Genomic DNA, 12329 nt, shown 5'->3' with positions numbered 1-12329 from the left:
TCCCTCACGGCAGCTCCTCGACCTGGGTGGGTGCCTCGGTGCGGATCACCCCGATGTCGCTGGTGACCGGCACGTCCGGGAAGCGCGCCGAGACCCGGCGCAGGATCTCCTCGCGGCGGTGCTCGCTCTCCACCTCGCCGTAGAGCACCAGGCCGCGTTCGCGGCGGACCACGGTGATGCCCTGTTCGGCCACCGACGGGTCCTCGGCCAGCATGCTCTGGATCTCCGCCTCGACGTACTCGTCGGGCGGAGCGTCGCCGTGATGTGCGGTCACGCGGTCTCCCTTCGTGCGGTCGCGCCGTCGGGCAGCACGTCCAGCCGGTCGAGCAGCACCAGGAACGCCTCGGCGTACGGCGAGTGCTGCGTCTCCTTCCGTACCCGTTCCCAGTCGATCTGTTCCCGCAGCGAACGGGCCAGCGGCAGGGCCCGGGCGAAGTCGCAGTAGTGCTGGGAGAAGCTCAGCAGCTTGTGCACCATGAGCTGGCTGGCCGAGAGCACCGGCATGTGGATCGCGTCGACCGGCCGGACGATGGTGTCGGCGAAGGTCTCCTCGGTCACCGGGGTCTCGATCGGCCGGTGGATCAGGTCCACCATGCGTCCCTCGTCGTAGACCTTGACCAGCCAGTCCTCGGGCGGGCGCTCGGCGGTGAAGCCCGCCTCGACCAGCGCCTCCAGGGCCCGGTCGACGTCCTGCTCGCGGAGCAGGAAGTCCACGTCGTGCTCGCTGGAGTGGCCGCCGTGGGCGTACACGGCGAAGCTGCCGCCGAGCGCGAAGGGGATCTCGGACTGCTTGAGCACGGCGGCGACCTTCTTCAGCGTGTGCACCAGGGTCTCGTCCCCGCGCTCGGCCATCAGGGTCTCCCGTCGTCGTGGTGGGCGGTGGGAATGAAGTTGCGTACCCGGCGAACCGGTCGGCCACACCTGTTGCCGTCGCGGCCCGGCGCGGCGACCACAATGCGGACAAAACGCCGGTTGCGAGCGTGGGTCGGATAACCTCGGGGAGGTGGTGAGGTCACGACGGGTGCGGCGCGGTGGGGCCCGACTGCGCGCCGTCGCCCTGATCGGTATCGACGGATCGGGCAAGACCACCCAGGCCCACCGGCTCGCCGAGGCGCTCACCGCCGTCGGCCACCCCGCCACCTACCACCGCAACGCCGGCGGCCGCCGCTGGCTCGGCCGCATCGCGCAACGCCTCGGTCGATCGGATGCCCAGCGCCTGGTCGGCCGCGACGGCCTGCTCGCGGTCGAGTCGGTGCTGCGCTGGCTCGCCATCGCCCTCGCCCTGCTGAGCTGCCTGTTGACCGGCCGGACGGCGGTGATGGACCGCTACGCCGCCTGCCAGTACGCCAGCATCCGGGCGCACGGCGGGCAGCGCTGGGAGCGGTTGGCCCGGGCCGGCTACCGGGTCTTCCCGCCGCCCCGGGTCACCTTCCTGCTCGCCGTCGACCCGGCCGAGGCGTACCGGCGCATCGAGCGGCGCGGCACCGACCACGAGAGCATGCAGTGGCTCACCGCCGCCGCCACCGCCTACCGCACCCTGCCCGAGTACGCCGGCTTCGTGGTGGTGGACGCGAACGGCTCGCCCGACGAGGTGTCCCGCCGGATCCGCGCCCATCTCAGCGAGTGGTTCCCCGACGGCACCGGGTGGCCCACCGGCGACGCCGGCCCCTCCCCGGACGACGCCGGCGCGGGGCGGGACGGCCCGGTGCCCGCTCGGGCCCGACCGTAGCCCGGACGGCAGCGTCGCCGGCCCGTCCGGCGGCCCACCACGGCCGTCCGGCGGTGATGCCCTGGTGGACGGCCGATCCGCCGCCCGGGCCGGGGGCGGGGGCTCCACCGGAGCGGGGGAGGTGGTGGGGGCTGCGGCGGTGGGACCCTTGCCGGCACGGGCCCGCGCGGAAGGGGGTACTTTTCCCGATACGCGGCGTGATGGTTGACGGTGCGGCCTCGTGAAAGTAAGTTTCATCCGTGGCGAAGAGTCCGAAGATTTCTGCGAGTCACGAGCCGGGTGGACTGATCGTCCACATCAGTGGCCTGCTCCCGTCGCTGTCCCCGGCCGAGCAGCGGGTCGCCCGACTGGTCGTCGCCGATCCGGCGGATGCCGCCCGGCGCACCATCACCGACCTCGCCACCTCCGCCGAGACCTCGGAGGCCACCGTCATCCGGTTCTGCCGGTCGGTGGGCATGGACGGCTATCCCCAGCTGCGGATCCGGCTCGCCGCCGAGGCCGCCCGCCGGATCGAGCCGCCGGACGCCCGGGTGGTGGGCGGCGACATCCCGCCCGGCGCGGACCTGGCGCAGATCATCGCGACGATCGCCTTCAACGACGCCCGGGCGGTCGAGGAGACCGCCGAGCAGCTCGACCCGGCGGTCTGCGAGCAGGTGGTCGAGGCGATCGGCGCGGCCGGCCGGATCGACGTCTACGGCGCCGGCGCCAGTGGTTTCGTCGCCTCCGACTTCCAGCAGAAGCTGCACCGCATCGGGCGCACCGCCTTCTACTTCCCCGACGTGCACACCGCGCTCACCTCGGCCGCGCTGCTCGGCCGGGGCGACGTCGCGGTCGGCATCTCGCACACCGGCACCACCTCCGACGTGATCGAGGTGCTGGAGCAGGCCCGCGCCAGGGGCGCCACCACCGTGGCGCTGACCAACTTCCCGCGCTCGCCGATCACCGAGGTCGCCGACCACGTGCTCACCACCGCCGCCCGGGAGACCACCTACCGCTCCGGGGCGACCGCCAGCCGGCTGGCCCAGCTCACCGTCGTCGACTGCCTCTTCGTGGGGGTGGCGGCGCGCAGCCGGGCCAGGACCAAGAAGGCCCTGGAGGCGACAGCCGAGGCGGTCCAGTCGCACCGGGTGGGCTCCGGCCGGAGGCGGGGATGACCGCGGGCCGGGTCGAGCCGGACGAGGTGGCCGTGGCGCGGCCGGTGGTGCGGGTCGGTGCGCCCACCGAACGGCGCAACCCGCAGAGCCTCGACCTCGACCTGATGTCGACGCGCGACGTGCTCACCGTCATCAACGAGGCCGACCGGCGGGTGCCCGCCGCGGTGGCCGGCGTGCTCGACGAGATCGCCGAGACCGTCGACCTGGCGGTGGCCGCGCTGCGCGGCGGGTGCCGGGTGCACTACTTCGGCGCCGGCACCTCCGGCCGGCTGGGCGTGCTCGACGCCGCCGAACTCGCACCCACCTTCAACTCGCCGCGGCACTGGTTCTGCTCGCACCTGGCCGGGGGGCCGGAGGCGATGTGGCGGGCCGTCGAGGACGCCGAGGACGACGAGCGCGGCGGTGCCGCCGAGGCCACCGACTGCGTACGCCCCGGCGACCTGGTGGTCGGGCTGGCCGCCAGCGGACGCACCCCGTACGTCCTCGGGGCGCTGGCCGCGTCCCGGGCGCAGGGTGCCTCGACCGTGCTGCTCTGCGCCAATCCGGAGGCCGACGCCGCCTCGTCGGTGGACGTCTTCATCGGGGTGGACACCGGACCCGAGGTGGTGACCGGGTCGACCCGGATGAAGGCGGGCACCGCGCAGAAGTTGGTGCTCAACACGTTCTCCACGGCCGTCATGGTGCGCCTCGGTCGGGTCTACTCGAACCTGATGATCGACATGGTCGCCACCAACGCCAAGCTGCGCGGTCGGATGATCTCCATCCTGGTCGAGGCGACCGGCTGCGCCGAGGAGGTCTGCCGGGCCGCGCTGAACGAGGCCGACGGTGACCTGAAGACCGCGCTGGTCTCCCTCGTCTCCGGCGCCGAGGTCGCCGCTGCCCGGGCCGCGCTGGCCCGCTCCGCCGACCAGGTACGCGGCGCGCTCGCCCTGCTCGCCTCCTGACTCGCCGGGGCCGCCCCTCGGTCCCCGCCGGTTCCACCCGCCCCGCCCCGCATCCGTACGCCCGGTGCGACGCGTATCACGCTGTCGGAGGGACGTCCCTCCCGCTGCGGATTGTTCAAGGAGGCGTGGGGTAATCCAGGACCGTGGCTGAACCGACCGGTCCGCCGACCCGTATCTGCCAGTGACCAGGATCGCAATGGCACGGTGACGCGGGTCGCTGTGTTCATGGATTTCGCAATGGTGCGATTCCATGGGCCGGCGTTGATTGCGCTGCTCCGTCGCCCTGCTCACCTGGGCGTACGGACGTCGGCCGAACGGGGCCCTGACAGCAAACATGGACCGGGCTCTCAGCTACCACTCAGGCATTCGTGACAGTTTCGACTCACGACATGGAATCCCCGACACGTCTCATCTGTTGTGTAGGTGTCAGCACCTACGGGCACAGCAGAGGTTACGGGGAGGGCTGATGAACGTGGGGATGGCAAGGAACCGGGCAACCGGCGCGAGCGAGGGGACCGTGGCAATCGTGGACAAGAACATCGGCATGCGTACCGACGAGGTCGCCGAGGAGCGGGACCTGGTCGGCGTCTACCTGCACGAGATCTCCCGGACGCCGCTGCTGGACGCCGCCAGGGAGGTCGACCTCTCCAAGGCGATCGAGGCCGGCCTCTACGCCGAGCACCTGCTCGGCGAGAACCGCGTCCCGGCCGGCGTGGAGCGGGAGGACCTGGAACGACTGGTCGTCGAGGGTGAGCGCGCGAAGGACCTGTTCATCCGCGCCAACCTCCGACTGGTCGTGTCGATCGCCCGTCGCTACGTGCGCTCGGGCATGCCCATGCTGGACCTGATCCAGGAGGGCAACACCGGCCTGGTCCGGGCCGTCGAGAAGTTCGACTACGAGCGTGGTTACAAGTTCTCCACCTACGCCACCTGGTGGATCCGGCAGGCGATCAGCCGGGCGATCGCCCAGCAGGAGCGGACCGTGCGGCTCCCCGTCCACCTGGTCGAGGACGTCAACCGGATGCGGAACGTGGCCCGTCAGCTCACCCGCGAGCTGGGCAGCGACCCGGAGCCGGAGCAGATCGCGGCCGCGCTGGGCGTCACCGTCGAGCGGGTCAACGAGCTGGTCCGCTGGTCGCAGGACACCGTCTCGCTGGACACCCCGGTCGGCGACGACGGCGACACCAACCTCGGTGACCTGGTCGCCGACAGCGATGCGCCGTCGCCGGAGGAGATCGTCCTCACCGGCCTGGAGCGGCAGCGGATCGAGGGCCTGCTCAACCACCTCGACGACCGCTCGGCCGGCATCATGCGGGCCCGCTACGGCCTGGAGGACGGGCGGGAGCACTCGCTCACCGAGGTCGCCTCGCGGTTCTCGCTCTCCCGGGAGCGGATCCGCCAGCTGGAGATCCAGGCCCTCGGCCGGCTCCGTGAGCTGGCCCGCGCCGAGGGGTTGCAGGCCGCCTGACCTGGTAACAATTGACGACACGAACGGCCGGCGTCCGATAGGGGGACGCCGGCCGTTCGCCGTGTTCGCCGACCGCTCAGACCCGGCCGTAGCCGGCGATCGGCATGATGTCCATGCCCCGCTTGCTGACGTTGCGCCCGGCGCTGGGCGCGTCGATGATCTGGCCGCTGCCCACGTAGAGCGCCACGTGCCCGAGGCCGGAGTAGAACACCAGGTCACCGGGCTTCAGCGCACTGCGGCTGATCCGGGTGGTGGCGTCCCACTGCATCGCGGCGTTGTGCGGCAGCGACTTGCCGGCCGCCCGCCAGGCGGCGAGGGTGAGCCCCGAGCAGTCGTATCCGCTCGGGCCGTCGGCGCCGTAGACGTAGGGCTTGCCGACCGCCCCGTACGCGTACTTCACCGCCACCCCGGCCGAGCCGGAGATGGCCGGCGCGCTCCCCGCCGAACTGGACCGGGCCGGCGCCTCGGTGGCCCGCCCGTACGCCTGCCGGCGCAGCTGGTAGAGCTTGGCGAGGTCGGTCTCGATCTTCTTCTTGCCGGCGGCGAGCTGCTTGGCCTGGGCGGCCTGCCGGGCCAGGGTCGTGTCCAGCCGGGTCTTCTGGTCGATCAGCTTGCGCTGGTTGTCGGTGAACCCGCTGATGGTGGCCTGACGCTGGCGGCTCAGCTGGTCCAGCGCGCCGAGGCGCTCCGGCAGCGAGGCCGAGCCCTCCGGCTCCAGCAGCGCGCGGGCGGTCCGCATCCCGCCGGTCTTGTACGCGGTGACCGCGAGGAGGCCCACGTCGGCGCGGCTGCGCTCGGCCAGCTCCTGCAACGGGCCGATCCGGGCCTGCAGGGTCGCCGAGGTGGCCTTGTTGGTCTTGATCTCCTCGTTGAGCTTGTTGTACGACTCGACGATTCGCTCCAGCTCAGTCGAGGACTTCTCGATCTGCTTCGTCAGCTCGGCGGGAGTGGGCTCGGCCCGGGCCACCGATGCCGGGGCGACGAGCGCGGCCGAGAGGCCGGCGACCGCCAACGCGCGCAGCAGGATCCGTAAGGACGACAAGAGCGGAAAGCTCCTCTCCACGGCCGCCGGAGCGCGGAGCGCCGCCGGCGACACCGACCCGGGGCCGTCCGGGTGGACGGCGGTCGACCGGACCGGCCTGCACAACCTAACCCGAGACGGCAGCAGGCGGGAGTTGAAGCAGGGGCGAATGTTGGCAAAGTGTCAGGAAGTGCCCCTGGTGACCATGACAATTCGTGACCGGATCACCGGCCGGCGGTGCGGGCTCCGGTACCCGTTGGGCGGTTGGCCTGGCTCGCCCCATTCGTCGTTCCCGACGGATGTCGCCACGCGCCCCCGTGCCAAATCCGGATAAAGCCGGAACGCCCTGCGGTTCCCGGCGGCGTCCACGCTGGCCCGCGTCGACCTGACCAGGTCGAACGCCGGGCCGGGCTGGCGCGCCCGCCACACAATGAAGCGCGGACCCGGGAATCCCGCCAGACGGCATCGGCGCAGCTCGCCGGTGCGCCGGGAGCCCGACGCGCGATCCCTGGAGGACGCCGTGCAGACCGATGGCTCCACCACCCGCCCGCCCGGGTCACCCCGGCGAAGCGCTCCGACCCTGCTCTACGCCCGACCCGGCATCGTGGTCACCGCCGAACGGTTCACGGTCGGCCGGACCAGCTGGCCGGTCGCCGAACTCACCCGGCTGCGGACCGCCCGCGGCCCGCACGACCGGCTCGCGCTCCGGGCGGTCGCGGTGAGCGCCGCCCTGATCGGCGCGGTCGGGGTGCTGCTCGGGTTCACCGGCGGGCTCCAGCGGCTCACCGCCTCCGCGTACCTGACCCTGGGCGTGGTGGGCCTGCTGCCGCTCCTGCTCGTCCTGCTCGGCGATCGCTGGCGGCCCCCCGCGTACGAGTTGTGGGGCTGGCACCGGGGGACCGAGGTGCTGCTGTTCAGCAGCGACGACGAGCGGCAGTTCGGCCAGGTGACCCGCGCCGTCCAGCGGGCCCGCGAGGGCAGTCGCCTCGGCGCCTGGCAGGACCCGCCCGCCACCGCCCCCGTCTGGCGCCCCACCCGCTGACCGGGCCGGTGCCGCCGGGCGGGGTGGGTCAGGTCAGGGGGTGGTGACGGGTTCCGGGGCGCGGGAGTGCTGCGGGGCGGCGAGCCAGTGGCTGACCTTGCGCTCGGCGTAGAACGACACGAACGGCACCGTGCCGGCCAGCATCACCAGCAGCATCCGCTTCAGCGGCCAGTCGACCCGCCGGGACAGGTCGAAGGTCAACGCCAGGTAGATCATGTAGAGCCAGCCGTGCGCGGTGCCGACCACGGCCACCACCGTCGGGCTGTCGAAGAAGTACTTCAGCGGCATGCCGATCAGGACCAGCACCACCAGCGCCACGCCCACGATCCAGGCGATCACGCGGTACCGGGTAAGGGCTCCGCCCACCGTCGTCCGTCCTTCCGAAGCCGGCGTCAGCCGGGATAGTCACCGGGTCGCGCGCCCGGGTTGGCGTTCAACCATGACAGGTAGCGGTTGTACTCGGCGAGGTCGCCGTCCTGCGCCCCGTCGACCGGGGCGATCGGCACCCGGCTGACCCGCACGGGTCGGCGTACCCCGAGGGGTTCCGTCGCCGGCTCGGACCCGGCGGCGGCCGGCGGCGGGGTGGCGGTCTGCCGCCGCCCGCCACGCAGCGTGTGCCGCACCTCACGCCACCAGACGAAGACCACGAAGCCGGCGAAGACCGGCCACTCGATCGCGTAGCCGAAGCTGAGCGAGTTGCCCTCGGCGGCCCGGGTGACCTGCCACCAGCCGAGCCCGAGGAAGCCCATCACCAGCACGACCATGGCCACGTGGCGCACGATCCACGCCGGTGTCCAGAGCCGTTTCATGCCATCGAGGGTACCGGGGCCCCGGCCCGTCTCCGACGCGGTGTCGTAGGTGGCGGGGTTTGGTGCGACCACGGGTGGGCATCCGTCTAGACGCCAGCCCGAACGAGACGAGGGGGCGACGATGACCGAATCTGTACGCCGGACCGGGGACGCCAGCCCGGAGCAACGGATGCCGGAGTGGGACGGGGACCACACCCGGACCGACACCACCGACGGCGAGGCGCTCGGCATCGACCCCACCGAGCTGGGGGACGAGGACCTGGTCCGCGAGATGCAGAGCCTGCACCGGACCCGGCTGGACACCCTGCGGCACGCCACCGACTCCGCGCTCGCCAACCACCTGCGGCGTACCGCCGAACTGGAGACCGAGTACCTCGCCCGGCACCCGGGACGCGAGGTCGACCCGGCCCGACTGCGGGGCGCGTGATGGCGACCCACGCCGAGCGCGGCATGTCCGCGCCACCCGAGGTGGTGTTCAACACCGCGACCGATCCCGACCGGGCCGCCGCGTGGCTGCCCGAGTCGCTGCGCCGGGAGGGTACGCAGCAGCGGGTCGAGGTGGTCGACGCCGACGACATGCGGGCCCGCTGGACCAGCGACGGGGACGGCTGGGCGGCGGACATCGACGTCGAGCCGGCCGACGCGGGCGGCGCCCGGGTCACGCTCGACCTCTCCGGCCCCGACCACGGCCTGGCCGACGAGATCCTGGCCAACCTCGCCCGCGAGGTGGCCGACAACCTGACCGCCGGCTGATCCGGTCGGCGTGACGAGGACAGGCGTGACGAGAACGGAGGAGGCCGGGTGGCCGGGAGTGGTCTGAAGCAGAAGGTGGCGCGTCTGCGCCAGGCGTACGCGCCGAACGAGCAGCGGCCGCTGGAGGGCTACCTGAAGGCGATGGGCACGTACGCGGCGGTGACCGCGTCCCTGGTGGGCCTGGTCCGGGCCACCGGGCGACCGGTGCCGGAACGGCCCAGCCCGGGCGACGTGCTGCTGCTCTCCGTCGCGACGCACAAGCTGAGCCGGCTGCTGTCCAAGGACGCCATCACCAGCCCGCTGCGGGCGCCGTTCACCCGCTACGACCATCCGATCGGCAGCGGTGAGGTGATGGAGCAGGTCCGGGACCAGGGCAGCCCCACCCGGCACGCGCTCGGCGAGCTGGTCAGCTGCCCGTTCTGCTTGGCCGTCTGGGTGGCCACCGGGCTGACCGGCGGCCTGGTGCTGGCACCCCGGCTGACCCGCCTGGTCGCCACCGCGCTCACCGCGGTGGCCGCCTCCGACTTCCTCCAGATGGGCTACGCGGTGGCGCAGCAGGCCGCCGAGGGCGGGCACCACGACGAGAAGTGACCCACGGGTACGACGGAAAGGGGGGCCGCGACGGCCCCCCTTCCGCGTGCTCGGGCCTCAGGTGGGGGTGGTGCCGTGGTCCTCGCCGGCCCAGCCGCGCGACGTCTCCGGCTCGCGCTCCTCGCGGTCCTCACCGGTGATGATGTCGTCGGAGACCGCGGTCTCCTCGTGCTCGTTGGCGAAGTCCGGCTCCGGCAGCGTGTCCACGCCCTCCGGTGGCTGCCCCAGCGCCGGCAGCTGCTCGTGTTCCTGGTTCCGGTCGGTCATCGCGCTGTCCTTCCCGTGCTCCGGGGTGGGTGGTCGCGCCGCGCGGCTCCGGCGGCGCGCGGCGGGGCACCGCTCAGGCGGCGGTGCCGCCCAGCAGGTCGGCCGCCTCGTCGACCGCGTACTCGCCCTCCGGGAGGGCGGCGATCCGGGTGAGCAGCTCCGCGGGAAGTTCCGCGGCGACCGCCCGGCGGTAGATGTCCGCCTGACTGATCCGCTCCTGGCCGTGGTAGATGTCGTCGAGCAGTTCGTCCAGCGGCCGGGTGTCCGGCTGCTCGGTCGTGGGTGCCTCGTCCGTCACGCCGATCAGCTACCCGGGCCCGAATCGGTCAAACGTCGCCGGGGGTCGGCCGCCCGGCGGACCGGCGATCGTGACGGCGGACACGTCACCGCCGGGAAGTCCGGCGGCGGTCGGGCCGTTGTGCGGAGGGTCGGTGTGCCCAGTGTCCCCGGGCCTCACCCATTGCCTTCGCGGAAAACCGTTCGGCTGGAGCCGCGTCGCGCCACTCGCCGCGAGGCGACCTGCACACCGACAACCGGCGCCGCCCGGCCCTCACGAGGGGCCGGGCGGCGCTGTGCGTCCGCGCCGGTCAGGCCAGGGTGGGCAGGGAGGCCCGACGGGCCCGCACCGACTGGGCCAGCTGGTCGAGCACCTCGTCGGTGTCGTCCCAGCCGATGCAGGCGTCGGTGACCGACTTGCCGTACTCCAGCTCCCGGGTGGGGTCGAGGTCCTGGCGGCCGGGCTGGAGGAAGCTCTCCAGCATGATGCCGACGATGCCCCGCTCGCCCGCGGCGAGCTGGGCGGCCACGTCCGCGGCGACCCGCGGCTGGTTGCGGTGGTCCTTGCCGCTGTTGGCGTGGCTGGCGTCGATCACCACCCGCTCCGGCAGCCCGGCCGCCCGGAGCAGGTCGAGCGCCCCGGCGACCGAGGCCGCGTCGTAGTTCGGGCCGTCGTTGCCGCCGCGCAGCACCAGGTGCCCGTCGGCGTTGCCCCGGGTGTGCATGATCGCCGGGGTGCCGGAGACGTCGATGCCGGGGAACACGTGCGGCACGCCGGCCGCCCGGATGGCGTCCACCGCGGTGGCGATGCTGCCGTCGGGGCGGTTCTTCATGCCGATCGGCATGGACAGCCCGGAGGCGAGCTGCCGGTGCACCTGGCTCTCCACGGTGCGCGCCCCGATCGCGCCCCAGGCCACCGTGTCGGCGATGTACTGCGGGGTGATCGGGTCGAGGAACTCGCAGCCCACCGGCAGGCCGAGCCGCAGCACGTCGAGCAGGAGCGCCCGGGCGGTACGCAGCCCGGTGTTGACGTCCCCGGAGCCGTCCAGCCCCGGGTCGTTGATCAGGCCCTTCCAGCCCACCGTCGAGCGCGGCTTCTCGAAGTAGACGCGCATCACCACCAGCAGGTCGTCGGCGACCCGGTCGGCGGCCTCGCGCAGCCGGCCCGCGTAGTCGAGCGCGGCGGCGGGATCGTGCACCGAGCAGGGGCCGACCACCACCAGCAGCCGGTCGTCGGTCCGGTCCAGCACCCGGCCGACGGCGCGCCGACCGGCCAGCACGGCCTCGGCGAGCGGGGCCGACAGGGGCAGGTGGTGGTGCAGCAGGGCCGGGGTGGTGAGCGGGACGACACGGTCGATCCGCTGGTCGATGACCCGATGGGCATCCGGGGTGGTCACGGTGGGCTTCCTTCCGCCGACCGTGCCCCGGGGCCGGCGCCCGAGGTCGAGCCGGCTGCTCATACACGAAAGGGCAGGGAGATCCCTGCCCGGCCGGCTCGAAGAGGAGGTGACGTCAGTTCACGGTCGAGTCACCGGCTCCTCCAGCCGGCTGCCTAAACCATCGATACGACCGCGTCACGCCGAAAAGCGTACCCGATGCGACGGGCCGGTCTCACCGCGTCAGCGGGAACGTCCCGCAAGGCGGGATCGCCGACGGGGTTCCGGGGGCCGTTCCGCCGGGCCCCGCGCGGGGTAAGGGGGACGGCATGAGTCACCACCAGAGCGACCAGGAGCGGATCGAGTCCCGCGCCCACCTGCTGCCCGAGGAGGCCGCGGTGGGCAGCGACGACCCGGAGGCCCAGGCCGACGCGATCCTCGCCGAATCGGACATCCGGGAGGAGGACCAGAACGCCGCCCCCGACACGGTGCTGGAGCGCCGCACCTCCGATCAGACCGTGAACCCCGTCGAGCCCCCGGACTGAGCCGACGCGCCCCGGGCCCGGCGGGAACCCCGGTAGCCGCTGTCGCGCAACCAGGCGATCAGCCCTTCCGCCCGCAGGCCCGGTGGCACGTTGCCGATCGGATCGAAGGCCGGCGCGGCGTCCAGGTGGGCGCCGCGCTCGGCGTCCAGGCGGACCTCGCCGAACGGCCGCCACGGCCCGACCGCCGAGGCCACCGCGAGCACCAGCCGGGGCGCGTCCCCGGCGACGGCCGCGCCGACCTCGGCCAGGCTGCGGCCCAGCTCCGGGGAGTCCGGGTCGGCCAGCGCGGCCAGGAACCAGCGCCGCCGCCCGGCGCGCACCGACGATGCGGTCCGCACGTCCCCTTTCCCCCCG

18 protein-coding genes are annotated in these 12329 nt (G+C 73.2%); 9 read left to right on the top strand and 9 right to left on the bottom strand.

What is annotated here, in order from left to right:
- Window positions 1-4: 4 nt before the first annotated feature.
- A complete protein-coding gene (locus GA0070611_RS16790; protein WP_231921525.1) occupies window positions 5-214 on the bottom strand; it encodes a hypothetical protein in 210 nt (69 codons plus the stop codon).
- Between the two features lie 56 nt (window positions 215-270).
- The gene (locus tag GA0070611_RS16785; protein ID WP_091665259.1) at window positions 271-852 is read right to left on the bottom strand and encodes a nucleotidyltransferase; all 582 of its coding nucleotides are present in this window, start codon (window positions 850-852) and stop codon (window positions 271-273) included.
- Window positions 853-1003: 151 nt separating this feature from the next.
- On the opposite strand from GA0070611_RS16785, the gene GA0070611_RS16780 reads away from it, so the two are divergent.
- The 4 genes from GA0070611_RS16780 to GA0070611_RS16765 all read left to right on the top strand — a co-directional run bounded on the left by GA0070611_RS16780 (window position 1004) and on the right by GA0070611_RS16765 (window position 5295).
- Window positions 1004-1729, top strand: coding sequence for a dTMP kinase (locus tag GA0070611_RS16780; RefSeq protein WP_091665257.1), 726 nt, complete (start codon window positions 1004-1006; stop codon window positions 1727-1729).
- Between the two features lie 239 nt (window positions 1730-1968).
- Window positions 1969-2883 carry a MurR/RpiR family transcriptional regulator gene (locus GA0070611_RS16775; RefSeq protein WP_091665255.1) on the top strand — a complete coding sequence of 305 codons (915 nt, stop codon included), beginning with the start codon at window positions 1969-1971 and terminating at the stop codon, window positions 2881-2883.
- A complete protein-coding gene (murQ, locus tag GA0070611_RS16770; RefSeq protein ID WP_091665253.1) occupies window positions 2880-3827 on the top strand; it encodes an N-acetylmuramic acid 6-phosphate etherase in 948 nt (315 codons plus the stop codon). Before GA0070611_RS16775 ends, murQ begins: the two co-directional genes overlap by 4 nt.
- Before the next feature lie 478 nt (window positions 3828-4305).
- Window positions 4306-5295 (top strand): sigma-70 family RNA polymerase sigma factor, encoded by a 990-nt coding sequence (locus tag GA0070611_RS16765; protein ID WP_197675723.1) that lies wholly within the window; start codon window positions 4306-4308, stop codon window positions 5293-5295.
- Between the two features lie 76 nt (window positions 5296-5371).
- Here GA0070611_RS16765 and GA0070611_RS16760 read toward each other — a convergent pair whose 3' ends face one another.
- Complete coding sequence (locus GA0070611_RS16760; RefSeq protein WP_091665249.1) at window positions 5372-6337, bottom strand: C40 family peptidase; 966 nt, start codon at window positions 6335-6337, stop codon at window positions 5372-5374.
- Between the two features lie 499 nt (window positions 6338-6836).
- Here GA0070611_RS16760 and GA0070611_RS16755 point away from each other — a divergent pair, with 499 nt between their 5' ends.
- Window positions 6837-7358, top strand: a complete 522-nt coding sequence (locus GA0070611_RS16755; RefSeq protein ID WP_091673039.1) for a DUF6232 family protein — start codon at window positions 6837-6839, stop codon at window positions 7356-7358.
- Between the two features lie 33 nt (window positions 7359-7391).
- On the opposite strand, the gene GA0070611_RS16750 is transcribed toward GA0070611_RS16755, so the two are convergent.
- Together GA0070611_RS16750 and GA0070611_RS16745 are read right to left on the bottom strand one after the other, a co-directional pair.
- A complete protein-coding gene (locus tag GA0070611_RS16750; RefSeq protein WP_091665246.1) occupies window positions 7392-7724 on the bottom strand; it encodes a DUF3817 domain-containing protein in 333 nt (110 codons plus the stop codon).
- A gap of 26 nt (window positions 7725-7750) precedes the next feature.
- Window positions 7751-8167, bottom strand: coding sequence for a hypothetical protein (locus tag GA0070611_RS16745; protein ID WP_091665244.1), 417 nt, complete (start codon window positions 8165-8167; stop codon window positions 7751-7753).
- Window positions 8168-8288: 121 nt separating this feature from the next.
- On the opposite strand from GA0070611_RS16745, the gene GA0070611_RS16740 reads away from it, so the two are divergent.
- From GA0070611_RS16740 to GA0070611_RS16730, 3 genes are read left to right on the top strand one after another with little or no spacing between them, the layout of a single operon-like run.
- A complete protein-coding gene (locus GA0070611_RS16740; RefSeq protein WP_091665241.1) occupies window positions 8289-8594 on the top strand; it encodes a DUF6158 family protein in 306 nt (101 codons plus the stop codon).
- A complete protein-coding gene (locus GA0070611_RS16735; protein WP_091665239.1) occupies window positions 8594-8920 on the top strand; it encodes an SRPBCC family protein in 327 nt (108 codons plus the stop codon). The genes GA0070611_RS16740 and GA0070611_RS16735 overlap by 1 nt, the downstream gene beginning before the upstream one ends.
- 48 nt (window positions 8921-8968) lie before the next feature.
- Window positions 8969-9511, top strand: a complete 543-nt coding sequence (locus GA0070611_RS16730) for a DUF1360 domain-containing protein (RefSeq protein ID WP_091665237.1) — start codon at window positions 8969-8971, stop codon at window positions 9509-9511.
- Between the two features lie 57 nt (window positions 9512-9568).
- Here the strand turns inward: GA0070611_RS16730 and GA0070611_RS16725 are convergent, their stop codons facing one another.
- The 3 genes from GA0070611_RS16725 to GA0070611_RS16715 all read right to left on the bottom strand — a co-directional run bounded on the left by GA0070611_RS16725 (window position 9569) and on the right by GA0070611_RS16715 (window position 11514).
- Window positions 9569-9778, bottom strand: a complete 210-nt coding sequence (locus GA0070611_RS16725; protein WP_091665235.1) for a hypothetical protein — start codon at window positions 9776-9778, stop codon at window positions 9569-9571.
- A 73-nt stretch (window positions 9779-9851) separates the two neighbouring features.
- Window positions 9852-10085, bottom strand: coding sequence for a hypothetical protein (locus GA0070611_RS16720; RefSeq protein ID WP_407940442.1), 234 nt, complete (start codon window positions 10083-10085; stop codon window positions 9852-9854).
- 280 nt (window positions 10086-10365) lie between these two features.
- Complete coding sequence (locus GA0070611_RS16715) at window positions 10366-11514, bottom strand: 3-deoxy-7-phosphoheptulonate synthase (protein ID WP_197675722.1); 1149 nt, start codon at window positions 11512-11514, stop codon at window positions 10366-10368.
- Window positions 11515-11759: 245 nt separating this feature from the next.
- On the opposite strand from GA0070611_RS16715, the gene GA0070611_RS16710 reads away from it, so the two are divergent.
- Window positions 11760-11975, top strand: coding sequence for a hypothetical protein (locus GA0070611_RS16710; RefSeq protein ID WP_091665228.1), 216 nt, complete (start codon window positions 11760-11762; stop codon window positions 11973-11975).
- On the opposite strand, the gene GA0070611_RS16705 is transcribed toward GA0070611_RS16710, so the two are convergent.
- A complete protein-coding gene (locus tag GA0070611_RS16705; RefSeq protein WP_231921148.1) occupies window positions 11942-12313 on the bottom strand; it encodes a hypothetical protein in 372 nt (123 codons plus the stop codon). The genes GA0070611_RS16710 and GA0070611_RS16705 overlap by 34 nt on opposite strands.
- Window positions 12314-12329: the final 16 nt, after the last annotated feature.

It is taken from the genome of Micromonospora auratinigra (assembly GCF_900089595.1).
In the GTDB taxonomy this organism is placed as follows: domain Bacteria; phylum Actinomycetota; class Actinomycetes; order Mycobacteriales; family Micromonosporaceae; genus Micromonospora; species Micromonospora auratinigra.
Note: the sequence above shows the minus strand (reverse complement) of the source record. Positions and strands in the feature narration are given on the sequence as shown.